The organism is Pseudomonas sp. GW823-FHT06B06, from assembly GCF_058795195.1.
The window spans coordinates 32,533-57,732 of record NZ_JBXAHO010000034.1 but is presented as its reverse complement, the minus strand read 5'-3'; the positions used below and the strand labels follow the sequence as shown (position 1 = coordinate 57,732).

The window sequence follows — 25,200 nt, the reverse complement described above, 5'->3', positions numbered from 1 at the left end:
ACTTCAAACCGCCAGTACGCTGCAGGGCACTTGATACAGGATATGTTCGGTCGTACTGCCCAGAGGGTGCTCCAGGCCTTGGTACTGGGCTCTGCCCATCACAATCACATCCACATGATTCTGGCTGGCGAATTCACTGAGTGCCGTGACGGGGTGACCCAAGACGAAATGCCGGCGGTCGGCGGGCACACCGTATTGCCTGGCGAATGCAAGAAACGACTTTTCCAACGCTTTGCGCACCCCTTTACTCAACGCTGACAGCTTCAAGCTATCGCTCAACTCTTCCAGGTAGTCCTCTGACATTTCATGGGCATAGAGCAAGTGCAATTCGGCATCACACTGGATGGCCAGGCTGGAGGCCTGTTGAATGATGCGGCCGTTGAGTTCGCTGTGCCCAGATTCGCCAGCCGACACGTCCACTGCCGCCACCACCTTGCGGGGCAAGGCGTGACCGGCCCCGCCTACCAGATAAACCGGTACTGGACACTGGTGCAGCAGGCGCCAGTCCAGCGAGTTGAAGAGCGCGCGTTTGAGCACGGATTCATGTTGGATTTCCTTGATCAACAGGTCGGGCTGTAATTCTGCGACGTAATCCAGAATGCCTTGCTTCATTTCATCAGCCCAGGCCACCTCGCTGGTCACGTCGATTCCTTTGCCGCGCAGTAGTTTTTCCTGATCCTTCAGCCAATCGCGATGGTCCTGCAGGTAACGTTCCCGGGCCTTTTCCCGGTCGCTATCTTCGAGCAGCGACAACAATTTCAACGATGGAACCAGGGCCGCGATATGCAACCTTGCGCCACTGGCCCGGGCCAATGCCGCAGCATGGGTGATGGCCGGAGAATGACCCAAGGCAAGGTGGATGATGAGTAACAACCGTCGATACTGGCTCATGATTCGACTCCGGGGGTGAGGTCGACGCTATCGCGATACTCCGGCACCGACACCGACCACCCAAGTTCCAGGCTGATACGGCGGCGCAGCGCATCCGATGCGTTTGGCTCGCCATGCACCACAAATGTGTGCTTGGGCGGGCGCTTGAAGCCACGCAACCACTGCATGATTTCATCGGCGTCAGCATGCGCCGACAGCGTTTGCATCGGCACCACCTCAGCGTTTATCGGCACCTCCTTGCCATGGATACGCACCGTTCGAGAGCCCGCTACAATTTGTGCCCCCCGAGTGCCACCGGCCTGAAAGCCCGGCATCAACAGCGTGTTAAGCGGATTGGGAGCCAGCGCCTTGAGGTGGTGGACAACGCGCCCGCCGGTCGCCATGCCGCTGGCGGCGATAATGACCGCCGGGGTGCGTTGCTGATCAAGCGCTCTCGAATCCTCGACCGTGCGGACGAATTGCGCCACATGGCACATACCCTCGCAGTCCTCCAGGGATAATCTGTGCTCGCTGCGAAACCGCTGGTACAGGCCCGTGACGTCGGTGGCCATCGGGCTGTTCAGGTAGATGGGAATATCAGGAATCGCACGTTGGCGTTTCAATTGATAAAGGTGGTACATCAGCAATTGGGCGCGTCCCACCGCGAACGATGGCACCAGCGTAATACCCCGGCGCAACGCGGTACGGTTGATGACCTCAGCCAATTGCTGTTGCGGCGATTCGTCTGGATGTCTACGGTCGCCGTAAGTCGACTCCACCAGCAGGTAATCCGCCTGTTCGACGGTTTGCGCAGCGAACATCAAAGGATCGTCAGGTCTGCCCAAATCCCCTGAAAACACCAAGGTCTGGCCATCGGCAATCACTTCCACCGTCGCGGCCCCCAGAATGTGCCCGGCGCCCCGCAGCTCAATGGTCATGTCAGGGACAATCTGGACACTGTGGTTCAGCTCCACCGGCCGTAACAACTTCAGTGCATGCTCAGCATCTTGCTCGGTGTAAAGCGCCAATGCCGGGCTGTGCTTTGAAAAGCCATGCCGGTTGGCGAACTCAGCCTCTTCTTCCTGCAACCGGCCACTGTCCAGCAGCAGGATTTTCACCAGCTCACAGGTCGCTGGCGTGGCATAGACCGGGCCGCGATAACCATTGCGCACCAGTACGGGCAGATAGCCGCTGTGGTCAAGATGGGCATGGGTCAACACAATGGCGTCGAGGTCGTTGACCGGAAGCTGGAACGGGTCGCGGTTGTGTAATCGCAGTTGCTTGTAGCCCTGGAACAGACCGCAATCGATCAACACATGTTGGTTACGATGTTCCAGCAAGTACTTGCTGCCCGTGACCGTGCCCGCGGCACCCAGAAATGTGATTCGCATGGCCGTTTCCTTGCGCTTGCAGGGGAGCGCTATTGATCGCGCCTTTTGCACCCAGGCAAGTTGATTTTTATCAACTGTGAGCGACAGTGCCCCTTTCAGTCCGGTGGGGGTGATGGCTTGACGATCATCAAACTGCACGGGGCCCTGTTCAATACACGCTCAGCAGTACTGCCAATGAACGGGTCTTTGCCGTAGTGATAAACGGTGCCCAACACCACCACGTCGAATGCATTCTGTTGCGCGAAAAGCACGATGACCTTGTGGGGGATACCGGTCAGCGAGTGTCGGCACGTTTCTTTTATGCAATAGCGCTCAGCAAGCGCTTCGAAGGCTTCTTGCTGCGCATCTTCGATCGCGTCCCTCAAACTGTCATCAAGACTGTCTATCGGCACACTCAATGGTGCATCGCTTATTACAGACCAATGGCTGACGTTGAGTACGTGCAGCGCGGCACCACAGCTTGCCGCCAACGTAGACGCCACATCGAGTATTCGGTCATTGAGGCCCTGCGTCAGCTCTTCCAGATGGGACAGATCGATCGCTGCGAGGATTTTCAACGGCTTGGGGTGCGCGGCACTGGTCACCAGGTGCAAGTGCGCAGGACATGCGCGCAGCAAGTGCCAGTCCAAAGGTCGATGAAAGGCCCGGTCGAGTGCCGGCACGTAATGAGTATCCTTGATCACCAGATCCGGATGAAAGTCATTCACGTACTCAAGCACGTGCGTCAGGCTCGATCTGGCCCAGACTACTTCGGTGGTCACCTGCATGCCGATGCATCGTTTGAAGCGGGCTTGCTGCTCCAGCCACTGCCGATGCACTTGCAGATACCCTTCCCGCGCCTGGGCCATCGCATCATGGTCGAGCAGACCCGCCACCGCCAGTGCCGGGACATAATCGAACGCGACAATATGCAAAAAGGCACCGGTCGCACAGGCCAGTGCATACGCACGCTCAAACGCCGGGGTAAGGGTCATTTCGCCGGGGGCTATCAACAGAATGCGTTTGAGTTTGAGCATCACGTGCCTCTCCCTGAAACGTTTACTGCAAATGCAGTGACCCAAGTATCGGGCGGTACACATTGGGAGCACTGATTTTTGTCAAACAAATCGCTGGCCGTACGCCCTTCCCGTGCTCATGGAGAGATTGTTGATTTACCTCAACCATTTTCCTGCGCCCAGGCGTAGAAAAATACTGACCGGCCATCATCGTTCGTCCCTGGTCGATGCCACGACGCAGAGCCACGTCCATGAAAAAGAATCACCAATGGAACCTGTCTTACTTCGCGATAGCGTTTGTCGTGCTGACCCTGGTTCAAATTGTGTTTTTCGAACGCAATGTCGTGCAAAGCATTCCGTACAGTCAGTTTGTGCAATTGCTCAGCGAGCAGAAGGTCAGCGATCTACGGGTCGAGAAAGATCAGATCAGCGGCAAACTGCAAGAGCCTATCAACGGGCATAACCAGTTTTCCACGGTGCGGGTGGATCCGGCGTTAGCGGCGGAACTGGGTCGTTCGGGCGTCGGATTCACCGGGGTCAACGAAAACACGTTGCTCAATGGCCTGCTGGGCTTGCTGCTGCCTTTTGTCCTGATCATGGTGATCTGGCATTTCCTGTTTCGCGGGCTGGCGGAAAAGCAAGGTGTCGGAGGATTGATGAGCATCGGCAAGTCCCGGGCCAAGGTATTTGTGCAGCGCGAGACCGGCGTGACCTTTGCCGATGTGGCCGGCATCGATGAGGCCAAGGCCGAACTGGTGGAAATCGTCTCTTTCCTCAAGGACAAAGCCAAATACTCACGCCTGGGGGCGCATATCCCCAAAGGCACTTTGTTGGTCGGCCCTCCGGGAACCGGCAAGACTCTGGTGGCCAAAGCCATCGCCGGTGAAGCCGGCGTGCCTTTTTTCTCGATATCGGGGTCCGAGTTTGTCGAAATGTTCGTGGGCGTAGGCGCCGCCCGAGTGCATGACCTGTTCGAACAGGCGCGCCAGGCGGCACCTTGCATCATCTTCATCGACGAACTGGATGCACTGGGCAAAATGCGCGGCGTCGGTGCGTTTGGTGGCAATGACGAAAAAGAGCAGACCCTTAATCAATTACTGTCAGAACTGGACGGGTTCGATCCCCGTGAGGGCGTCGTGCTGCTGGCCGCGACTAACCGGCCAGAGATTCTCGACCCGGCGCTGCTGCGGGCCGGACGGATCGATCGGCAGGTGCTGATCGATCGCCCCGATCGAAAAGGCCGCCAGGCAATCCTCAAGGTCCATCTGCAAAAAATCACTGTGGAACCCGCGATCAATGCCGAACAGATTGCCGACCTCACCACCGGCTTTACCGGTGCTGACCTGGCCAATCTGGTCAACGAGGCCGCCATCGTCGCCACCCGTCGTGGAGCGCAAGCGGTCGGTCTCGACGACTTCACGGCCGCCGTGGAACGCATCGTTGCCGGGATTGAACGCAAGAGCAGTGTGCTGCGCCCCGAGGAACGCCAGGTGGTGGCGTATCATGAGATGGGGCATGCCCTGGCTGCCAGCAGTCTTCCGGCCATGGATCCGGTGCACAAAGTGTCTATCGTGCCTCGCGCGATTGGCTCGCTGGGGTATACCCTGCAGCGTCCAACCGAAGATCACTTCCTGATCAGTTGCCAGATGCTCAAGGACCGGATCGTTGTCCTGATGGCCGGGCGCGCTGCCGAATACCTCGCCTATGGCCAGATTTCCACTGGAGCTGCCGATGACCTGGCCCACGCAACAGATATCGCCCGACAATTGATCACCCGGTTTGGCATGAGCGCCGAGCTCGGTCAGTCCGTGCTGGAGCGACAAAACACCACGTACCTGGGTGAACGCATGCCGGCGCAGGGTGATAAAGACTATTCGGAACAGACAGCCAGGGAAGTCGACCTGGGTATTCGCGCCCTGCTCGATGAAGCCTATGGACGAGCCAAGGCGTTGCTCGAAAGTCGTCGAGCCGATCTGGACGCCGGTGCCCATCTGTTGCTTGAAAAGGAAACCTTGTCGCCTGAAGACTTTCCAGCGCTCATACCTGTACAGCGTCCTCCCGATTCATCTTAAATACCCCGTAAAAATGGAGTCTTGCCATGCTGGCAGTCACGCTGATCAATACGCTGGTGGTCATCATCGTTGTAGTGATCCATTACGAATGTCTGTTGCGCTTGAACGATTGGCTGCCTCGGCTCAAGTTGTGGAGCCGCTTCAGAATTGTCGTCGGGGTATTTGGTGCCCTGCTGGCCCATGCGGTAGAGGTCTGGTGCTTCGCGCTGGTTTATTACCTGATGGTGCACTCCGGCCAATGGGGCGGCCTGACGGGCAACTTCGACGGTACGCTGATGGACTGCGTTTACTTTTCCTTCACGACCTACACGACGATCGGCTTCGGCGATATTTCACCGGTGGGCAACCTCAAGTATTTGACCGGCTTGCAGGCCCTGACCGGGTTGGTGCTGATCACGTGGACCGCATCCTTTCTGTTTCTTGAAATGCAGAAATACTGGAAGCGCAAGTAATGGTTTTGTCGCCGACCTCCAGTCAGTTGGTTACTCTCGGTGTCCATTGCCAGTTGAGGATTTCGGGCATGTCCTGTCCATGCTCAATGAGGTAGAGCTTGTGTTTTTCCAGGATCGACCAATAGCGTGAGCGCGCGTCTTGCAACTGATCGTGCAACCGGGGCACCCGCTCGATGACGTCCAGCACCAGCCGAAAACGATCCAGGTAGTTGAGCACAGCCATGTCGAACGGCGTCGTGGTCGCGCCCTCCTCAATGAAGCCCCGCACATGAAAATTCTCATGATTGGTGCGCTTGTAAATCAACCGGTGAATCAGCGCGGGATAGCCATGGAAGGCGAAGATGACCGGTTTGTCGACGGTAAACAGTTCGTTGAATGCCGTGTCCGGTAAACCATGGGGATGCTGGAAGGAAGGCTGAAGCACCATCAAGTCCACGACATTGATCACCCTCACCCGCAAATCCGGTACGTACTCGCGCAACAAAGTCACTGCGGCCAGGGTTTCCAGGGTTGGCACGTCGCCGGCGCAGGCCATCACGACGTCCGGGTCGTCGTCCTCGTGGCAGGCCCAGTCCCATCGGCCGATACCCGCCTGGCAATGGCGCAGGGCAGCGTCGATTTCCAGCCACTGCCATTCCGGTTGTTTACCGGCGACGATGACGTTGATGTAGTCGCGGCTTCTGAGACAGTGGTCAGCCACCGAGAGCAGGCAATTGGCGTCGGGCGGCAGGTAGATGCGCACCACGTCCGATTTTTTGTTCGCCACCAGATCGATGAAGCCCGGGTCCTGGTGGGAGAACCCATTATGGTCCTGGCGCCAGACATGGGAGGTCAGCAGAAAATTCAGCGAGGCGATCGGTTTACGCCATGGCACCTCGGCGGCGGTTTTCAACCATTTGGCATGCTGGTTGACCATCGAATCGACGATGTGGATAAAGGCCTCGTAACAGGACAGCAATCCATGGCGTCCCGTCAGCAGATACCCTTCAAGCCAACCCTCGCACACTTGTTCACTGAGAATTTCCATCACACGACCATCGGCCGCCAGATTGAGGTCCTCAAGCTCCAGCGGGTCCATCCACGCCTTGGCGCTGACGTCATAGACCGCATCGAGTCGGTTCGAGGCGGTTTCATCCGGGCCAAACAACCGAAAGTTGCTGGCGCCCAGGTTGTTTTTCATGACGTCGCGCAGGTAGGTGCCCATGACCCGTGTCGCTTCGGCCCGCAGGGTGCCGGGGGCGTCAAACTTCACCGCATAGTCGGTAAAACGCGGCAGGTTCAAGGGTCGCAACAACAGGCCGCCATTGGCATGGGGATTGGCGCTCATGCGCTGCTGTCCGGTGGGCGCCAGGGCGGCCAGTTCGGGGAGCAAGGTGCCGTTGACATCGAACAATTCATCAGGCCGGTAACTGTTGAGCCATTCCTCCAGCTGGCGCAGGTGCAGCGCCTGGCGGAAATCGGCCAGAGGGACCTGATGCGCCCGCCAAGTCCCCTCGACCCGATGACCGTCGACAAACTTCGGCCCGGTCCAGCCCTTGGGCGTGCGCAGTACCAGCATTGGCCAGAGTTGGCGCTCCGATGGCTCATCCTGCGGATGCTGGCGCGCAACGCGCTGAATCTCGGCAATCTTGAGCGTGATCGTGTCCAGTGTCCTGGCCAGCGCCTGATGCACCGCCATGGGGTCATCGCCTTCGACAAAATAGGGATCGTAGCCATAGCCATACATCAGCGCCGACAGCTCGTCCTCGCTGATTCTGGAGAGCACCGTGGGGTTGGCGATTTTGTAGCCGTTCAGATGCAGGATTGGCAGCACCGCGCCGTCACGCGCGGGGTTGAGGAACTTGTTGGAGTGCCAACTGGCCGCCAGCGTCCCCGTTTCGGCCTCGCCATCACCGATCACGCAAGCGACGATCAAGTCGGGGTTATCGAACGCCGCACCGTAGGCATGGGCCAGGCTATATCCCAGTTCGCCGCCCTCATGAATCGACCCTGGTATTTGCGCCGATACATGGCTGGAAATGCCGTACGGCCAGGAAAACTGCCGAAACAGACGGACCAGGCCATTACTGTTGCGCTCTACCGAGGGATAGCACTCGGTAAAAGTGCCTTCCAGATAAGTCTGCGCCACCACCGCCGGCCCGCCATGGCCGGGACCGGCGATGAATAAGATGTTCAGGTCGTGCTGCTTGATCAACCGGTTGAGGTGCGTGTAGATCAGGTTCAAGCCCGGCGTCGTGCCCCAATGGCCCAATAACCGTGGCTTGATGTGCGCCAGGGCCAGCGGCTCCTTCAGCAACGGGTTGTCCTTGAGATAAATCTGCCCGACCGCCAGGTAATTGGACGCTCGCCAATAGGCATCCAGCCCTTCCAGTTGCTCGGTACTCAGAAAGTCGCTCATCGCAATTCTCCAGCCGTATCCCGTACACCGATCAATAGGTTGATTCTGTGGGTCTGCAAGCGTTGAAACTTGATTTACCTCAAGTTTCAACGAAGCTCTAATACTTATCTGTAACAAAGCCGGATCAGGATCCATTCGTCTGATCACTCAGTTTCAGGCGTCTTTTTTAAACGTCAAACAGCAATAAACACTATGCTCAATAAGCTGATATGGAGGGCTTCCACGTGACTGAAACTCGATCGTATCGCGACCAACATGTCAAAACGGCGTGCTCCAGTTGCAGCGTGTTGGAACTGTGTCTGCCGTTAGGCTTGACCGGTGTGGAAATCGAGCGCCTGGACACGCTGATCATTCAACGACTCAAGGTCAAGAAAGGCTCGGCACTCTACCGCGCAGGCGATCCATTGCGTTCGCTGTATGCCGTGCGACTGGGTTCATTCAAGACCAGCGTGCTTTCCATCGACGGTCGCGAGCAGGTCACCGGGTTTCAGATTCCAGGTGAAATGCTCGGCCTGGACGCCATCAGCACAGATCAGCATACCTGCGATGCGGTTGCCCTGGAGGACAGCGAGGTCTGCCCCATCCATTTTGCCCACCTGGAAAAACTTGCCCGAGAGTTGCCTTCATTGCAGCACAACCTGAACAAAATCCTCAGCCGGGAAATCGTGCGTGATCACGACATGATGATGATGCTGGGCAACATGAACTCGGACGAACGGTTGGCCGCTTTTTTGCTGAATATGTCGCAACGCTTGAATTCCCGTGGTTATTCGTCGCGCAATTTCGTGCTGAAAATGCGCCGGGAGGAAATCGGTTCTTATCTGGGCCTGCGCCTTGAAACCGTTTGTCGGGGCATCGCTCACCTGCGTGACCAAGGTTTGGTGGAAATAACCGGCCGCGACGTCAACATTCAGAACATGGATGGACTCAAGCAACTGATAGTGGGCTGTCATCGTCACCTGAGTTGAAACCTGCCGCCTGGAGTGTGTTCATGCGTGCCATGGTCCTGCATCGCCCCGGCCAGTCACTGCAATTGCAAGAGCGCCCCATTCCCACGCCCGACTCACAGCAGCTGCTGATCAAGGTCCTGGCGTGCGGCGTGTGCCGCACCGATCTGCACCTGGTGGATGGCGAATTGCCCCAAGCGCGGCTGCCACGCGTGCCGGGGCATGAAATTGTCGGCGAAGTCACGGCCGTCGGTGCCGACGTCGCTGCCGAGTGGATTGGCCGGCGGGTAGGCGTGCCCTGGCTGGGCTGGACCTGCGGGCACTGCGTATTCTGCCATTCGGGACGAGAAAACCTCTGCGATAAGGCCCGGTTCACCGGCTGCCATCTGGACGGAGGGTATGCCGAGTACACCGTAGCCGACGCACACTTTTGCTTCCCGATCCCTGAGGCACTTTCCGACACCCAGGCCGCACCGCTGCTGTGCGCCGGGCTGATTGGCTTTCGGGCCCTGCAAATGGCCCGAGGCGCCCACCATCTGGGCCTCTATGGTTTTGGCGCGGCGGCACACCTGGCCATTCAGATCGCCCGTGGACGTAAACAGAAGGTGTACGCCTTCACCCGTCCAGACGACAGCGAAGGCCAGGCTTATGCCCGGTCGCTGGGTGCCGAATGGGCCGGGCCCTCGGATCAGCCTCCGCCGCATCTGCTCGATGCCAGCCTGATTTTCGCCCCGGTTGGTGCCTTGGTGCCACTGGCACTGGCGGTCACCGTCAAGGGAGGCTGCGTGATTTGCGCCGGCATCCATATGAGTGACATTCCCGCCTTTCCCTATCGGCTGTTGTGGGGCGAGCGCAGCGTTCGATCGGTCGCCAACTTGACCCGTGAAGATGGCACAGCGTTTTTCGAGGCACTGCAGCACACGCCCGTTCACTCTGACGTCACCTGTTTTGCCCTGGACGATGCCAATCAAGCGCTGGAACGGTTGCGGAGCGGGCAGTTCAACGGCGCAATCGTACTCATACCCTGACGCGCTGCCTGACCGCCAGGATGCTCCCTGGCACCGAGTACAGCGCCCGCTCGGTATTGCTGCCGATCAGCCGGTCGATCCCAACCCGATGCACAGTGCCCATCACCACCACGTCAGCCAAATACTCCTCGACGAACTCACTGATCACCGGCACAGGCAACCCCATGACGAAATGGCGTCGTTCCGGCGGCACGCCGTAGCGCTCCGCCAATGTCACGAACGCCTGGTGCAAGGACTGACGCAGCTCCTCGATAACGTCCACGCCCCACCCTCCCCCGGCCAGTGGCGCATCGCTGTTGAAGAGGGGTGACAGGTCATAGGCGTACAGCAGGTGTAACGGCGCGTCGCATTGCAAGGCCAGGGCATTGGCGGTCTGGATGATGGTGTCATTCAAGCCGCTGATTTGAGTCGCTGGATCGAAGGGGTCCACGGCTGCCACGATTCGATGCGGCAAGCTGTAGCGGACATGGTTGACCAAGTGCACGGGGACCGGGCACTCACGCAACAGGTGGCAATCGAGTGGCGTGATGAATACTCGCTTGAGCACCGGTTCAAGGCTGACATCCTTGATCAGCAAATCGGGCTTCAGATCCTCGACCGTTTTCAGTATGTCCAGCAACGGATGGGTGGTGAAGACGGCTTTGACTGTCACATCCAGCCCCATATCGTTGAGCCGATCGAGCTCTTCGGCCTCCCAGCGGCGGTAGCGACGCATATAGCGTTGATGCTCTGTGTCGTCGACTTTCTCGGCCCACAAATGAACCACTGGCACCGGTTCGGCAAACACCCGTACATCCAGGACTGCGCCGGCGGCCTTGGCCAGCGCGACGGCACGCTGTTCGGCGGGAGAGCGTTGCAGGTTTTGATCGACGATCAGCAGCAACCGTTGATATTGACTCATCACACACCTCCATTCGATCCCGGTCATCACTCGCCGGCATGCTTCAACACTGCGCCCTGATCCCTCTCGCGTGCTTGATGTAAATCAACCCGCACGCACTGACGCGCCTGACGCCTGTCTCTGATCCAGATCAAATTCCAACCTGGACAGCAGGGTAAAAAGAACTCGAGCGCGGATTTTTTGCCGCCCGCACGTCCTTGAAACTGCACTGGAGGAATACCCCATGCTCACTGTCAAAGACCACAATGATCGGGCTGCAGCCGCCTATGCCGCCGTCGATGGCCAATACTGGATTGAAGCACTCAGGGACGGCCGCCACGTGTTGATCCGGCCGCTGACGGAACAGGACCGCGACCGTGAATATGACTTCATCAAGCGGCTGTCTCCCGAATCCAGGCACATGCGTTTTCTCGCACAGATCAACGAGCCCGGCACGACGATGCTCAACCAATTGATGGACACCGACAACAAACAGCGCGTGGCCTATATCGCCCTGGTCCACGATAACGGGCAACTGATCGAGGTTGGCGTCAGTCGTTATGCGGCCACCGGGGAACATGAATGTGAATGCGCCGTCACGGTCGCCGATCTGTGGACGCACCTGGGCCTGGGCACATTGCTGATGACGCATTTGATCGAGGCCGCCCGCCGCAACGGCTTTCGCCAGATGTATTCCGTGGACGCCGCCAGTAATGCGCCCATGCGCGACCTGGCCAAGGCACTTGGCTTCGAGACGCAGTGTGATCCCGACGACAGCCGCCAGGTCATCCATCGTCTTCACCTGTAGAAAAGTCGCCCCGCGATGTCTCGGCCAACGGCTCATCGCGGGGCGTTCCCCACATCAGGATTGCAGCATTTGTCGCGGCTTGATCGCCAATACACTGCACGGTGCCTGATGCAGCAGGTGCTCGGCCGTGGTGCCCAGCAACTTGCTCAAACCCTTGTGCTGCACCGTGCCCATGACAATGACATCGGTGCGGTGTTCGGCGGCAAACTCACAGATACTGGGCACGGGCGCGCCTTCCCTGAAGAAACGATGCTGCACAGGCACGCCGTGGCGTTCAGCGATGGCCGCAAACGCCTCCTGCTGAGCCGTTCCCAACATTTCATACACCCCGTTAGCCAGTTGCAATGCGCCAAAGCCCATGTCCTGGGCATATACAACCGTCCAGTCATACACATGCAGCAGGTCAAGATCGGCATCGCAGATCGCGGCCAGTTTCGCCGCTGCGTCGATAATGTGGTCGTTGAACACGCGGTCCTGATCCTCATCGCGCATTACATCGATGATGGCCAGCACATGACGCGGCCGCGGATTCAGCGGCGTGGTCACCAGATGCACCGGCACCGGGCAATCACGCAGCAGTTGCCAATCCAGCGGCGTGAAAAACACGCGCTTGAGCGCCGATTCTTCCTGGGCGTCCTTGATGATCAGCGTCAGTGGCATCTCGTTGATAAAGTTGAGGATCTCTGCAAAAGGATCCTGTACCCACACCACCTCGCTGGTGACCTCGACGCCATGCTTGCTCATCAATCCGGCCTGATCCGCGAGCCATTGCCGATGCGTTTGCAGATAGCCGTCCCGCGCCAGGCTGAATTGTTCCGGGGCAAACAACCCGGCGACCGCCAACGCCTGTGAATAGTCGAATGCCACGATGTGCAACGGCAAATGCATCGCCTGCGCCAACGCCGCGGCCCGGTCGAACGCCGGGGTATGCTTCATGGCTGAAGGGGCGATCAGGAGTAAACGTTGAGTCTGCGACATGGGGCACCTCGGCGCGCGGCCATTTCAATCCGGTAGTAGATGCTCAGATTGATCGATTGTTGTTGCGCCCCCTTGATATTTGTCAGTGATACGCACGATGTCCGTCAGTTCAGGCTCATCCCCGCCCACATTGCCAGTGTCAGCAACACCTGGCCCGGAATCACGTAGGCGGCGAAACGACGTCCGCCGCTGACCCACGCCACCACGCATTTGCTGACAGAGTTGCTGCTGATCGCTATCAACAGGGGCCCGACAATAGCGTCGAACGGTAAACGGCCGGACTTGGCCAACGTGGCAATCGACGCCGTCGAGGAATGTGCATCGGCAAAACCCGAGATCGTGGCGGTGAGCATGACCCCCAGCTGGCCAAAATGGCTAAGCATCATGGATGAAACAAAGGTGATACCGGTCATGGCCAACGTGACGATCAGGGCCAGCTTGAGGTTGAACGCACCTCCGACCTTGATCGGCTGGTTGGCGCCGGCCGTCGGCTTGGGGAGCATCAGGCATAAGCCATATAACGCTGCCGCGACAGCGCCGCCGATCAGGGGCCCCCACATGTGGCGCAGCAGACCGGTGTCGACCGCCCCCAGGATCAGGCCGACCTGGGTAACGGTGGCCATGTTGGACAGGATCGCGGCCGCGCTCAGGAGCTTTATGTCGTCGGGCTGCCGGGCAACGAGATGGCCCATGGCGGCGATCGTCACGGCGCTGGAGGCAAACCCGGAGGCAATGGCGCTGATGGGGTAACCGTAGCGGATACCCAGGGTACGCACTGCAATATGCCCAATCGCCCCCACTGCCATCAGCAACACGGTCAGTGTGCAAATGGTGCGCAAATTGATCGCAGCGTAGGGGCCGATAAAACGATCCGGCGCCAAGGGCAGCACGACCAGCGCAGCGGTCAGCAAGATCAGGCCGTCACCCAGCTCGGCATCGGTCAATTGACTGCGGGCAAAGTAGTGCAACTTCTGTCGATAGGCCAACAATCCCGCAATGGCCACGCCAATGGCAATCGCCAGCGTCGGCCAGGTGCCACACAGTCCACCCAGTATCAGGACACTGAGCAGGGCCACTTCACTGGTCACACCGGGATCGTCGCCAACGCTGCGCCAGTACGCTACGGTGAAGAGCACGCCGAGGATGATCGCGACGATGCTTATCAGCAGGTTGCCACCGAGCTGCATCGCCACATAACCCAGCAATGCAGTGATCGCATAGGTGCGCAAACCGGCACACGCACGGTTCTCCTCCTGCCCTTTGTGCCGTTCGCGCTCAAGGCCGATGAGCATGCCAATTCCCAGCGCAGCAGCGGCACCCGCCATCCCGAAGGTTTCATTCATTGGGTTGTCACCTGCACAAGCCCGGCCCCGTGCTGGCCCACGTCCTGCTGACTACACGAGATCGGTGCGAGCCTGCGGTATTCGGCTGGCACGGGCTGCCGAGTCTCGAGCATTCGGCCAGACATGGGGGGCTTCGATACGTGCCTTGAGCTGATCAACGAATGCCTGCGCTTGCGCCAGGCTATTGAAATTCACTTCCAGGGCATCAATGCACACGCCCCAACAATGGCTGGCGGGTTTCTCCGTGATATCAATGAACATAAATACCTCCATCCGACAACGAGAATCACCCCGTGCGCAATCGGGCACAAATTGGCAATGGCGTCCGGCACCAGCACGCAATCCAAAGACTGCACCGCCGTGACAGGAGAAGGATTGATAATGGTCAACTAATTCTTCACTGGACGCGGCTTTGGGCAACCGCACGTCGAGCGATAGCGTCCGTCCCCCTCTCATTTGACAAAGATCAAGTCCACCGTCCCGGCCGCAAGCACCATGATTGCAAGGTTCAACTGCCCAAGGCCTCGGTTATTTGGGGCAAGCCAACGCGCGATTACCGACCGGAGATCCGTCATGTCTGATCAATCACGTTTCATGCTGATCGTTTCACCGTTGATGGAAAACAGCCCTGCCTTCGACCGGGCCGCCGCATTGGCCAAGGCCTCGGACGCGGCACTGCACATCGTAGCGTTCGATTACCTCGAGGGGCTGGCGACGGCTGGAATGGTCAACGAACAGGCGCTGGAACAGATGCGGCTGGGTTATGTCGAGCGCCATCGCCAATGGCTTGAGGACCAGGCTAGACCACTGCGCAAAATTGGCGTTCACGTCACCACGGAAGTGGTCTGGGTGGAGAGGCCCTTGCAGGAAATCCTCATCCACCTCAAGGAACAGCCGATGGCCGTATTGATCAAGGCACTCGAACATGAGTCCCTGCTGTCACGCCTGATGTTTACTCCACTGGATATCCACCTGTTGCGTGAATGCAAGGTGCCGCTGCATTTTGTCAGCCATATGCACCATGCTTTGCCGCGCAAAATCGTCGCTGCAGTCGACCCTTTTCATCGTGATGACCAATATGAAGGTTTCAACGACAGTATTTTGCACGAGGCGTCAAAACTGGCCGCCATTTGCAACGCCGAGCTCGACGTGGTCTACGCCCACGATCTTTCATCGATCAGCGCAGATGAATTTGGCTTCAGTAATGGTTCGGCATTTTTTTCTTCGAGCAAAGCCAAAACCCTTTTCGATGCGCAAGCTGAAGCGTTCCGCGAGCTTTCGCAGCGCAACGGTATTGGACCGGAGCGCCAGCACATGATCATGGGCAATCCGGCCAAGGTGCTTTCCAGCTATGTCGGGGCCTATGACACTGATGTCATTGTCATGGGGCGCGTCGGCCACGGCGCCATGGAGCGTTTGGTTGGCAGCACTGTGGAACATCTGCTGTACAAGATGCCCTGCAGCGTGTGGGTGATTTCACCCGAAGACATCTGAAGGATGGATCTTTGCCGATCAGAAGAAACACCTGACGGGAGAAAGAGGAATGAGCGCTCAACCGATTAAAGCCGCCCACCTGCTTCTTGTCTGCCTGCTTTCCCTGGTATCCGCCGTCGCGGGAGCCGACACGCTTGAACGGGTGCGCAACAGTCACTCTGTAGTGCTGGGGTATGTGCCTGACTTCGCACCGTTCAGTACCCAGGACGGTGACAAGGCCAGCGGATATGCGATCGATCTCTGTCAGGGCATCTTCAACGCACTGAAAACCGAGTTGAACCTGCCTTCACTACAAGTTCGTTATCAGCCCGTTGGGTTGGGCGAAGAAATCAGCGCCGTCAGCACTGGAAAAGTCGACATTCTCTGCACCCCGACGCCGGCAACACTGGAACGTCGGAAAACAGTCAGCTACTCCATTCCTGTCTACACGGCCGGCCTATCGGCCGTAGTCAACAAAAAGGCGCCTAATGCGCTACTCAGGGTGCTGAAAGGCGACGTGGTCAAAACCGGCCCAACCTGGCGTACAGACGTCAATCGCGCATTGGCCAACATGACGTATGCCACGATTGCTGGCGGCGTCACCGAGCAGTGGATCAATCAACAGATACGATCCCTGGGCGTGGTCGCCACACTCATCACGGTGCAAGACGCGGCCGCGGGCCTCAAGCGTGTTGCCGATGGCAAGGCAGATGTTTTCTTCGCTGAACGCACAATGCTCAAACATGAGCTCACCGACAAATACGTCAGCGGAAATCTCGTATTGCTTGATCGCATCTTTGAGTACTCAACGACCTCGATGATGGTCGATCGAGATGATGAAAACTTCCGACTGTTAGTTGATAGCGCGCTAAGCGAGATGTATCGCAGCGGTGAGATTGAGCGCCAATATGACAAACATCTGGGAGGCGTCAGTGATACCTCCCGAATGTTTTTCAACCTCTATGCCCTTCCTTGATGACGACAGGGGTCAAGTGGAAGCTCACGGCGACTGCGCAAGCGTTCCAACCTGTCATTTGCAGGTGTTGACCGGGCGCGTCCAAGCCACAGATGCGCCAGGTTAACTGTCTACCGCGCCATCGCCGTTACGGCTTCGTCCCCGGCAGCAGTTCAAAGTCCGGGGTGAACGGGGTCATGGCGGCCATCAGTTGGGCGAACGGTTTGCGATCGCCTTCAAAGGTTGCCTTGCCGTCCGCGGCGAGCTGATCGAAGCTGGTCTGCCTGGCCATCACGCCTTCAAGCGCCGAGCGATCGAGGGTGAGGGTCAGGTCGGGTTTTTGTGCCTGCTGGCCCTTGATGCTGGTCAGCGTTGAATTGCTCAGCTCCACCACGAATTGTTCGCCATTGTCCGGGGTCTTGAGGTTCAGGACGAAATGCAAGTCCGCAACCTTGCTGCCATCCAGGCTGATGCCGAGATATTCGAGCCACAACTCCGTGCTCATGGCGCGGATAAAGTCCGGCCCGCCAGATCTTGGCGCCCGGCCCTTGGGCATGCCGTTGCGCAACTCATAGGCCGCCGCCAGGAAGCTGTTGCGCACGCCGGCACTTTCCTTCTGATAGCCCACCTGCTCATAGACGTCCGCCAGCAAGTCCTTGGCCTGGGTGTTTTGCGGCTCGGCGTACACCAGCTTATTGAGAATCTCATAGGCTTCACGGTATTTGCCTTGATCGTACAAGGCTTTGCCCTTGGCCATGATCTTTGCAGCCCCGCCCATCATTTCAACGTACAGCGGAGCCGAATCCTTCGGTGACAGCGGCATCAGCGTGGCCGGGTTGGCATCCCAATAACCCAGGTAGCGGTTGATTACCGCGCGGCTGTTGTGTTCTTCCGAGCCGTGATAGCTATGCGTCGCCCAAGTGTTCTTGAGGCTCTCGGGCAACGTGTAGACATTGTGGATCTCGTTGATGGTGACGCCCTGGTTCGCCGCATGCAGGACGGCGTTGTTCAGGTTGGCATAGGCGTCGCGTTGCGCGCGCATCACTTCCTGGATTCGTTCATTGCCCCAGCGCGGCCAATTGTGCGCGGCAAGCATCACATCCGCCTGCTGGCCGTAGCGATACAGGGCGTTGTTGATGTTCTTCGACCACACCAGCGGATCGCGCACCAAGGCACCGCGCAGGGTGTAGATGTTGTGAATGGTGCCGGTGACGTTCTCGGCCGCCCAGAACGCCTTGAACTGCGGGAACCAGGTATTCATTTCCGACGGTGCTTCGGTGCCTGGCGTGTTCTGGAACTCCATTTGCACCCCGTCGATTGTCACGCTTTCGAAATCCTTTTCGATGTATCGATTAGGTTCGATCAAGCCGATGTTGCCGGAGGCGGCGTTTTTGCCGATCGCCATGTCGACATGACCGTAGGGACTGCGTGGCAACAGCAGGCCGTATTGAAAGAACGCGCGTCGATTCATGGCATTGCCGGCGTATACGTTTTCAGCGACCGCATGCTCCATGAAGCCCACGGGGGCGATCAGCGCGACCTTGCCGCTGCGCACGTCCGCTTCCTCGACTACGCCACGGACACCGCCAAAGTGGTCCGCATGGGAGTGAGAAATCACCACGGCCACGACCGGGCGCTTGCCCAGTTTTTCATTGATGAAATCCAGCGCCGCCCTGGCGGTTTCTTTCGAGGTCAGGGTGTCGAAAACGATCCAGCCGGTGTCGCCCTTGATGAACGTGATATTGGCCAGGTCAAAGCCGCGGATCTGATAGATCCTGTCTGGAACCACTTCATACAGACCATAGGCCATGTTGAGCACGGCCTGCCGTTGCAACGAGGGATTGACCGTGTCGAAGTCCTTGCCCGCGAGCAGGAAATCATAGCTGCCCATGTTCCAGGCGACGTTCCCCGCATCGGCCATGATCTTGTTGTAGGCCGGCGCTGCGATGAAGCCTTTCCTGGCTTCTTCAAAATCGCGCTTGTCTGCAAAAGGAAGCGTGTTGCGCACACCTTTCTGAAATTCGACGGTGTAGGTCGAGGGCGGTTTGCCCTTGTTGTCGAAATGGTTATCGACATGCTCAATCGCGGCCGGTACGGCAGTTGTCTGAGCAGCAAAAATGCTGGGGTTGAAGCCCGTGGACAGTGCGATGGCCAGCGCGCAACTGAGGGTCTTGTTGTTCATGAAATGTTCCTTCGCCAGAGTATCGATGCCTTGATGGCGCGGGTTTGCTCTTGTTCGTCTTGACCCGCCTGGCAAGGAATAGCATATTCATTTGATTACGAAAAATTCCGTTTTACTTGATATCGATAACATTAAGGTTATGACATGACCCCGCGCCGCCTACGTCAATTCCTGGCACTGATCGAACATGCCCATTTTGGTCAGGCGGCCAAAGCGTTGGGCGTTTCGCAACCTGCGCTGAGCAAAAGTATCCAGCTGCTGGAACAGGAGCTCGGCGTTACGCTGTTCGATCGGCGCACCGACGGTGTGACCCTGACGGCGTTCGGCCAGGTGCTGCAGGCCAAAAGCCAGCGCTTGTTGATGGCTGAAGAGGACCTTCGGCGGGACATCGCCCTGCTGGCAGTGGGCGACATCGGCACACTCAAGGTGGCCTTGGGGCCGTACCCCAGTGTCATCAGCGGCTATCGCGCCATTGCTCGCTTGCACGCCCGCCATCCCAACCTCAAGGTGACGGCCCATGTTGCCGGTTGGCGAGAAGTTGCGCAGCAGGTCGCCAACGGTGTGGTGGATCTGGGGATCGCTGAAATCAGCGCGTTGCAAGGCGAAAAAGAATTCAATTGCGAGCTGTTGGGTGAACATCAGGGGCGCCTGTTTTGCCGACCCGGGCATCCGCTGCTGACGCAACGCACTCTGAAGCGCGCGCAAACACTCGATTACCCTTGGGTGGCATCGCGTATTCCGTCGCGCCTGGCCGGCCTTCTGCCGCGCGCGGCGTTAGGCTGCGCCGGCGCCTATGACACAGTGACTGGCGATTTTGTGCCGGCGATTGAAATTGACGTGCCCATGCAGATCGTCCAATTCGTGGCGAACAGCAATGCACTGGCCGTCGGCACTTTGACAGGCTTTGAGCAGGATCTCCTGGCGGGTGAAATCGTACCGCTGCCGCTCCACGATCAGGCGTCACAGGCCCATTATGGGTTTATCTCCCTCAAGGAGCGCTCGCTGCCGCCCGCCGTCGAGGCTTACATGCGCGAAGTGCGGGCGGTAGAAGAGGAAGTCACCCGGCGCGAAGGTGAGCTGGCCGAGTTGATGATGAAGTAGCGCAAAATCAGTAACTGAAGTCATGCCCCAAATCTTTTTGCATCCACTCCAGAAAACGCCGAAGCAGTGGTAAATTCGAACAACTCGGTTTTTTTGAACAGACGCTGTCGGCCCTTTCGCGGCCCGACGAGGCGGTGCGACGTATGCAAAGTCTGGCATGACAGGATCCAATTCGAGGCCACGGGTGAAGCTGACAAAACCGTAATCTTCAGCTCAGTCTTCTGAAAGGTCACACCCATTACTCTCTTCATCGAACGTGGCAACATCTCCTGATTGCTCCGTCTTCCGACTGACAGGGAACACAGCGTCATGCGACCTGAAACTTCTAGACGAACCTTTGTGAAGGGGCTCGCCGCCACCGGGATTCTCGGCGGCCTCGGGCTATGGCGCACACCTGTCTGGGCGATTACCAGCCCGGGCGAGGCGAATGTCCTGGCCGGTACCGACTTTGACCTGTTCATCGGCGAAACCCCGGTCAACATCACCGGCAACCGGCGCACCGCGATGACCATCAATGGCGGTATTCCCGGCCCCCTGCTGCGCTGGCGCGAAGGCGACACGGTTACGCTGCGGGTGAGGAACAAACTCAATGCCGATACCTCCATTCACTGGCACGGCATCTTGTTGCCGGCCAACATGGACGGCGTACCGGGGCTGAGTTTTCACGGCATCGAACCCGGTGGGATGTATGTCTATCAATTCAAGGTCAGGCAGAACGGCACGTACTGGTATCACAGTCATTCGGGGCTTCAGGAGCAGTCAGGCGTCTACGGCCCGTTGGTGATCGATGCGAAGGAGCCGGAGCCGTTTGAGTACGACCGCGATTATGTGGTGATGCTGACCGACTGGACCGACGAAGACGCGGTCGGCTTGATGAAGACGTTGAAAAAACAGTCGGATTACTACAACTACAACAAGCGCACCGTGGGCGACTTCATCCACGACGTCAGCGAGAAAGGCTGGGGCTCCACCGTCGCAGATCGAAAGATGTGGGCCGAAATGAAGATGAATCCCACAGACCTGGCCGACGTCAGCGGCGCGACTTACACCTATTTGTTGAACGGCCAGGCGCCTGACATGAACTGGACCGGTGTATTCCGTCCCGGAGAGAAACTGCGCCTGCGCTTTATCAACGGCTCCGCCATGACCTACTTCGACGTACGCATTCCCGGCCTGAAAATGACGGTGGTCGCAGCGGACGGCCTGCATGTCAAACCGGTGAGCGTCGACGAGTTTCGCATCGCGGTGGCAGAGACGTTCGATGTGATCGTCGAGCCGACCCAGGATGCCTACACCCTGTTTGCCCAGTCGATGGATCGTACCGGCTACGCCCGCGGCACGCTGGCGGCGAAGGTGGGTTTGTCCGCGCCGATCCCTGCCCTAGACCCGAGACCACTGGTGACCATGGATGACATGGGCATGGGCGGTATGGATCACGGCAGCATGGGCGGCGACATGGCGGGCATGGATCATAGTCAGATGACCGGCATGGACCACAGCTCAATGCAAGGCATGGCCGGCATGGATCACAGCGGCATGACCGGCATGGGCGAAATGCAGTCCCATCCCGCGACCGAAAACAACAATCCGCTGGTGGACATGCAAGCCATGACCACTTCACCCAAACTCGATGACCCTGGCCTCGGCCTGCGTGACAATGGTCGTCGCGTCCTGACCTATTCCGACTTGCGCAGCACCTTCGCAGACCCGGACGGCCGCGACCCCGGCCGCACCGTGGAACTGCACCTCACTGGCCACATGGAAAAGTTCGCCTGGTCGTTCAACGGCGTGAAGTTCTCCGACGCTGAACCGCTGCGCCTCAAGTACGGCGAGCGAATCCGCATCGTATTGGTTAACGACACGATGATGACGCATCCCATTCACCTGCATGGCATGTGGAGCGACCTTGAAGACGCGAACGGCGAGTTCATGGTGCGCAAACACACCATCGACATGCCGCCAGGCTCACGGCGCAGTTATCGGGTGACTGCCGACGCGCTCGGCCGCTGGGCCTATCACTGCCACCTCCTGTACCACATGGAAATGGGCATGTTCCGTGAAGTTCGCGTGGAAGAATGAGGCGCTACCCATGATCAGGATTACTCCGATTTTTCTGGCGCTCGTGACCGCGAGCCTGACACTGTCATCGGCAATGGCCGCCACAAACGATATGCAGGGCATGGATCATAGCCAGATGCAGGGCATGGATCATAGCCAAATGCAGGGCATGGACCACAGCCAGATGCAAAGCATGGACGACGGCCAGATGCAGCCTGCCGCGCCTGCCGAAAGCCGCACGCCGATTCCGGCGTTGACCGATGCCGACCGCGCCGCCGTGTTCGTCAGCCCCCATGGCCATAACGTCCATGACTCCGCACTCAACTATTACTTGCTTGCCGACAAGCTCGAATGGCAGGACGCTGATGATGGCAGCACCCTGGCCTGGGATATCTCGGGTTGGATCGGCGGCGATATCGACCGCCTGTGGCTGCGCTCGGAAGGCGAACGCACCAATGGCAAGACTGAAGATGCGGAGGTCCAGGCACTGTGGGGCCACGCCATCTCCCCGTGGTGGGACGTAGTGGGCGGCGTTCGCCAGGATTTCAAACCCGGCGACCCACAAACCTGGGCGGCGTTCGGCGTGCAAGGCATGGCCCTGTACAACTTCGAGACCGAAGCCACGGCCTTCATCGGTGAAGGTGGCCAAACCGCCGCGCGCCTGGAAGGCGACTACGACATCCTGCTGACCAACCGACTCATTTTGCAGCCAACCGCCGAACTTAATGTCTACGGCAAAAACGACCCGCAACGAGGCATCGGTTCCGGCCTGTCCAACACTGAAGCGGGCCTGCGCCTGCGGTATGAAATCCGCCGGGAGCTTGCCCCTTACATCGGCGTGACCTGGAACCGCACCTACGGCAAGACAGCCGATTATGCCAGGGAAGAAGGCGAGGATCGCAGTGAGGCACGCCTGGTCCTTGGTGTTCGGCTGTGGTTCTAGTACACGTTAACTACAATCAAAAAAATGACCGCTTGAAGCGGTGAGAGGCCTTGTATGCGATTGATCAAAACCAACGCTGTTGCCATCGCACTTTCCAGCGCGCTGCTGATGAGCACCTTCGCTCAGGCGCACCCGAAATTGCTCTCCTCCACCCCGCAGGAAGGCGCGGTCGGCCCGGCCCCCGCCAAGATCGAGCTGCACTTTTCCGAAAACCTCATGACCCAGTTCTCTGGCGCGAAACTGGTCATGACCGAAATGCCGGGCATGGCCCATGCCCCGATGCCCATGAAGGCCAAAGTCTCTGGCGGCAGCGACCCGAAAACCATGGTTATCACGCCGCTCTCTCCATTGCCCGCTGGTAGCTACCAAGTCGATTGGCGCGCGGTGTCGTCGGACACTCATCCGATCACAGGCAACGTTTCGTTCAAAGTGAAATAACTGATGAGCGACTGGGCCAGCATTGCCCTGCGCTTCGGCTTGTACATGGATTTCATGCTGCTCTTTGGCGTGGCACTTTTCGGGTTGTACAGCCTTGAAGGACGAGAGCGAGTGTCGGGGGCCGTGTTGCCGTTTCGGTCCATGCTGGCGGGTACGACGGCGCTGGGTGTACTCATGTCTGTCGCCAGCATGGTACTGATGGCGAGCGCCATGAGCGGGGAGTCTGACTTCGCCGAGCTGCACCCGCATATTGAAATGATGGTATTGGAGACGGACGTAGGCTTTGCCTGGATCGTGCGCATCATCGCGTTGGTTGTTGGCGGTTCAGTGGTGCTGCTCCACCAACGTGCACCTGTCGTTAGCTTGTCAGTCGCAACTATTGCCGGTGGTATAGCCCTGGCCAGTCTAGCCTGGAGCGGTCATGGGGCGATGGATGAGGGCAGTCGTCGTTATTGGCATTTTGCGATGGACATACTGCACCTGCTGGCGGCAGGCGCCTGGCTGGGTGCATTGGTCGCCTTTGCCAGGATGGCAATGCTCGACACGCTGCAAACAGCAGAAAGCATCAAGTTGCTGGCCCGGGTCGTCAACCGATTCGAATCGGTGGGCGCTTTGATCGTAGTCGTGATCACGGTCACAGGCGTCGTGAACTACCTGTTCATCGTGGGTCCAGAACTCGATGCCGTGCTGCTAAGCACCTACGGGACTTTGCTGCTCATCAAAGTGATGTTGTTTGCCGGGATGTTGGTGCTGGCCGCGTTCAACCGATTTCACCTTGGCCCGCTTTTGCAACGGTCGTTGCGGGAGGGGGAGTATCGAGTGGCGGCTAATGCGTTAAGGCGCAGCGTGTTGGTCGAGTTATCGGCAGCGGTGTTGATTGTGGGACTGGTGGCCTGGTTGGGAACGTTAAGTCCTGATATGGAGACCGCAGTAACCTGAGCAGGGAGTGAGGCCGGTAAAATGCAGAGGGGCAGGATGTTTTACCCGCCCCTCCCCGGTTGCCTAACCCCGCACGAAAGCAAGCAAATCGGCGTTGATGGTTTCGGGGAACGAATTGGAGATTGCTGAACGGCAGCTGACGGAACTACTCACGGGTTGCGTCCTGCGCATTATCGCAATAGACGGCCTGAGGGCCGACCTGACTTCAAGTGATCACAATGCGCAGCACTGGTTTGTCGATCCGAAGAGCGCACATGCGCACTTGAACCTCAAGCCATGATGCGAGGCTTGCAGCGGGGCTGTGCAGGCTACGTCAGCTCAAAGCGCTCTAACGCGTAATCCTTGCCGGCCAGGGTCAGTTCAAAAATGGTGGAGCCGAACGTCCCCCTTGTGACTTTTTGCTTCACAAGACGTTTGGCCTGGAGTTGCTTCAGACCGGTTTCGACTTCCAGCGTGCTGAGGGAGACAAGCTTGCAGACGGAGTCTAAATTTGCGACTTTTCGAAAGTTCGCATGATAGGCCAAAGCTTCCATCAACAGCGTCTGGTTTTCCGTCAGCCGTGGGAACTGGGGATTGTTCTTTTTGTAAACTTTTCGCTCTATCTCGTGTAGCTCGCCGTCAATGCCATCGGTGATGCGGGCGTAGAAAATCGCGACAGACAGCGTACCGATTAAAATCGCGATAATCATCAGCAGCGACCAATTCGGCATTGGCGTTTCCTGTAAAAGCCAATCCCAAAAAAACAGCAGCCAGCCCGTGGTAACTGTCAGCAACGTCAGGTCGAAGTAAGTGTCGAGCAGCGTCATGGCAACCCCGGCGACCAGGAAAATTCCCGCCGGGTAGGCCATGGCCTTGAACATGAACGGAGAATGCTTGCCTTGTGCTGCCATGCTACTCGTCTCGAGTATGGAAACAGATGTAATCAGCATAGCAGCGCAAAAGTGCTCGT

General features: G+C 58.2%; 22 protein-coding genes. 12 read left to right on the top strand and 10 right to left on the bottom strand.

Features of this window, described 5'->3' with window-relative positions; genetic code table 11:
- Positions 1-3: 3 nt before the first annotated feature.
- The 3 genes from AC1Q8Q_RS24895 to AC1Q8Q_RS24885 all read right to left on the bottom strand — a co-directional run bounded on the left by AC1Q8Q_RS24895 (position 4) and on the right by AC1Q8Q_RS24885 (position 3,277).
- Positions 4-891 (bottom strand): universal stress protein, encoded by an 888-nt coding sequence (locus AC1Q8Q_RS24895; RefSeq protein WP_492615628.1) that lies wholly within the window; start codon positions 889-891, stop codon positions 4-6.
- Positions 888-2,261: an MBL fold metallo-hydrolase RNA specificity domain-containing protein gene (locus AC1Q8Q_RS24890; RefSeq protein ID WP_020800308.1), complete on the bottom strand. Its 1,374-nt coding sequence runs from the start codon at positions 2,259-2,261 to the stop codon at positions 888-890. Before AC1Q8Q_RS24890 ends, AC1Q8Q_RS24895 begins: the two co-directional genes overlap by 4 nt.
- A gap of 95 nt (positions 2,262-2,356) precedes the next feature.
- Positions 2,357-3,277, bottom strand: coding sequence for a universal stress protein (locus tag AC1Q8Q_RS24885; RefSeq protein WP_168757576.1), 921 nt, complete (start codon positions 3,275-3,277; stop codon positions 2,357-2,359).
- A gap of 230 nt (positions 3,278-3,507) precedes the next feature.
- Here AC1Q8Q_RS24885 and ftsH point away from each other — a divergent pair, with 230 nt between their 5' ends.
- Together ftsH and AC1Q8Q_RS24875 are read left to right on the top strand one after the other, a co-directional pair.
- Complete coding sequence (gene ftsH / locus AC1Q8Q_RS24880) at positions 3,508-5,328, top strand: ATP-dependent zinc metalloprotease FtsH (RefSeq protein ID WP_168757575.1); 1,821 nt, start codon at positions 3,508-3,510, stop codon at positions 5,326-5,328.
- A 26-nt stretch (positions 5,329-5,354) separates the two neighbouring features.
- Positions 5,355-5,780 (top strand): potassium channel family protein, encoded by a 426-nt coding sequence (locus AC1Q8Q_RS24875; protein WP_020800311.1) that lies wholly within the window; start codon positions 5,355-5,357, stop codon positions 5,778-5,780.
- Between the two features lie 22 nt (positions 5,781-5,802).
- On the opposite strand, the gene AC1Q8Q_RS24870 is transcribed toward AC1Q8Q_RS24875, so the two are convergent.
- Positions 5,803-8,178 (bottom strand): phosphoketolase family protein, encoded by a 2,376-nt coding sequence (locus AC1Q8Q_RS24870; RefSeq protein WP_492615627.1) that lies wholly within the window; start codon positions 8,176-8,178, stop codon positions 5,803-5,805.
- 224 nt (positions 8,179-8,402) lie between these two features.
- Here AC1Q8Q_RS24870 and fnr point away from each other — a divergent pair, with 224 nt between their 5' ends.
- A complete protein-coding gene (fnr, locus tag AC1Q8Q_RS24865) occupies positions 8,403-9,146 on the top strand; it encodes a fumarate/nitrate reduction transcriptional regulator Fnr (RefSeq protein WP_492615626.1) in 744 nt (247 codons plus the stop codon).
- 23 nt (positions 9,147-9,169) lie between these two features.
- Complete coding sequence (locus AC1Q8Q_RS24860; RefSeq protein WP_492615625.1) at positions 9,170-10,153, top strand: zinc-dependent alcohol dehydrogenase family protein; 984 nt, start codon at positions 9,170-9,172, stop codon at positions 10,151-10,153.
- On the opposite strand, the gene AC1Q8Q_RS24855 is transcribed toward AC1Q8Q_RS24860, so the two are convergent.
- A complete protein-coding gene (locus AC1Q8Q_RS24855; protein WP_020800315.1) occupies positions 10,143-11,054 on the bottom strand; it encodes a universal stress protein in 912 nt (303 codons plus the stop codon). The two genes, AC1Q8Q_RS24860 and AC1Q8Q_RS24855, sit on opposite strands and share 11 nt — an antisense overlap.
- A 223-nt stretch (positions 11,055-11,277) precedes the next feature.
- Here AC1Q8Q_RS24855 and AC1Q8Q_RS24850 point away from each other — a divergent pair, with 223 nt between their 5' ends.
- Entirely contained in the window at positions 11,278-11,841 is a 564-nt protein-coding gene (locus tag AC1Q8Q_RS24850) for a GNAT family N-acetyltransferase (protein WP_020800316.1), read from the top strand.
- Positions 11,842-11,895: 54 nt separating this feature from the next.
- On the opposite strand, the gene AC1Q8Q_RS24845 is transcribed toward AC1Q8Q_RS24850, so the two are convergent.
- The 3 genes from AC1Q8Q_RS24845 to AC1Q8Q_RS24835 all read right to left on the bottom strand — a co-directional run bounded on the left by AC1Q8Q_RS24845 (position 11,896) and on the right by AC1Q8Q_RS24835 (position 14,423).
- Positions 11,896-12,819 (bottom strand): universal stress protein, encoded by a 924-nt coding sequence (locus tag AC1Q8Q_RS24845; protein WP_492615624.1) that lies wholly within the window; start codon positions 12,817-12,819, stop codon positions 11,896-11,898.
- A 104-nt stretch (positions 12,820-12,923) separates the two neighbouring features.
- Positions 12,924-14,162: an MgtC/SapB family protein gene (locus AC1Q8Q_RS24840; RefSeq protein WP_033044946.1), complete on the bottom strand. Its 1,239-nt coding sequence runs from the start codon at positions 14,160-14,162 to the stop codon at positions 12,924-12,926.
- Positions 14,163-14,213: 51 nt separating this feature from the next.
- Positions 14,214-14,423, bottom strand: coding sequence for a hypothetical protein (locus AC1Q8Q_RS24835; protein ID WP_083348578.1), 210 nt, complete (start codon positions 14,421-14,423; stop codon positions 14,214-14,216).
- Between the two features lie 312 nt (positions 14,424-14,735).
- On the opposite strand from AC1Q8Q_RS24835, the gene AC1Q8Q_RS24830 reads away from it, so the two are divergent.
- Together AC1Q8Q_RS24830 and AC1Q8Q_RS24825 are read left to right on the top strand one after the other, a co-directional pair.
- Positions 14,736-15,656, top strand: coding sequence for a universal stress protein (locus tag AC1Q8Q_RS24830; RefSeq protein WP_151144033.1), 921 nt, complete (start codon positions 14,736-14,738; stop codon positions 15,654-15,656).
- Between the two features lie 49 nt (positions 15,657-15,705).
- Positions 15,706-16,611 carry an amino acid ABC transporter substrate-binding protein gene (locus AC1Q8Q_RS24825; protein WP_492615623.1) on the top strand — a complete coding sequence of 302 codons (906 nt, stop codon included), beginning with the start codon at positions 15,706-15,708 and terminating at the stop codon, positions 16,609-16,611.
- Positions 16,612-16,738: 127 nt separating this feature from the next.
- Here the strand turns inward: AC1Q8Q_RS24825 and AC1Q8Q_RS24820 are convergent, their stop codons facing one another.
- Positions 16,739-18,772 (bottom strand): alkyl/aryl-sulfatase, encoded by a 2,034-nt coding sequence (locus AC1Q8Q_RS24820; RefSeq protein WP_492615622.1) that lies wholly within the window; start codon positions 18,770-18,772, stop codon positions 16,739-16,741.
- 144 nt (positions 18,773-18,916) lie between these two features.
- Here AC1Q8Q_RS24820 and AC1Q8Q_RS24815 point away from each other — a divergent pair, with 144 nt between their 5' ends.
- The 5 genes from AC1Q8Q_RS24815 (at position 18,917) to copD (ending at position 24,251) form a co-directional block, all read left to right on the top strand.
- Entirely contained in the window at positions 18,917-19,873 is a 957-nt protein-coding gene (locus AC1Q8Q_RS24815; protein ID WP_492615621.1) for a LysR family transcriptional regulator, read from the top strand.
- 309 nt (positions 19,874-20,182) lie between these two features.
- The gene (locus AC1Q8Q_RS24810) at positions 20,183-21,952 is read left to right on the top strand and encodes a copper resistance system multicopper oxidase (RefSeq protein ID WP_033044952.1); all 1,770 of its coding nucleotides are present in this window, start codon (positions 20,183-20,185) and stop codon (positions 21,950-21,952) included.
- A gap of 10 nt (positions 21,953-21,962) precedes the next feature.
- Positions 21,963-22,874: a copper resistance protein B gene (locus AC1Q8Q_RS24805; protein ID WP_020800325.1), complete on the top strand. Its 912-nt coding sequence runs from the start codon at positions 21,963-21,965 to the stop codon at positions 22,872-22,874.
- Between the two features lie 54 nt (positions 22,875-22,928).
- Positions 22,929-23,312 (top strand): copper homeostasis periplasmic binding protein CopC, encoded by a 384-nt coding sequence (gene copC, locus AC1Q8Q_RS24800; protein ID WP_033044954.1) that lies wholly within the window; start codon positions 22,929-22,931, stop codon positions 23,310-23,312.
- 3 nt (positions 23,313-23,315) lie between these two features.
- Entirely contained in the window at positions 23,316-24,251 is a 936-nt protein-coding gene (gene copD, locus AC1Q8Q_RS24795) for a copper homeostasis membrane protein CopD (protein ID WP_492615620.1), read from the top strand.
- Positions 24,252-24,559: 308 nt separating this feature from the next.
- Here the strand turns inward: copD and AC1Q8Q_RS24790 are convergent, their stop codons facing one another.
- Positions 24,560-25,141 (bottom strand): hypothetical protein, encoded by a 582-nt coding sequence (locus tag AC1Q8Q_RS24790; protein WP_168757567.1) that lies wholly within the window; start codon positions 25,139-25,141, stop codon positions 24,560-24,562.
- Positions 25,142-25,200: the final 59 nt, after the last annotated feature.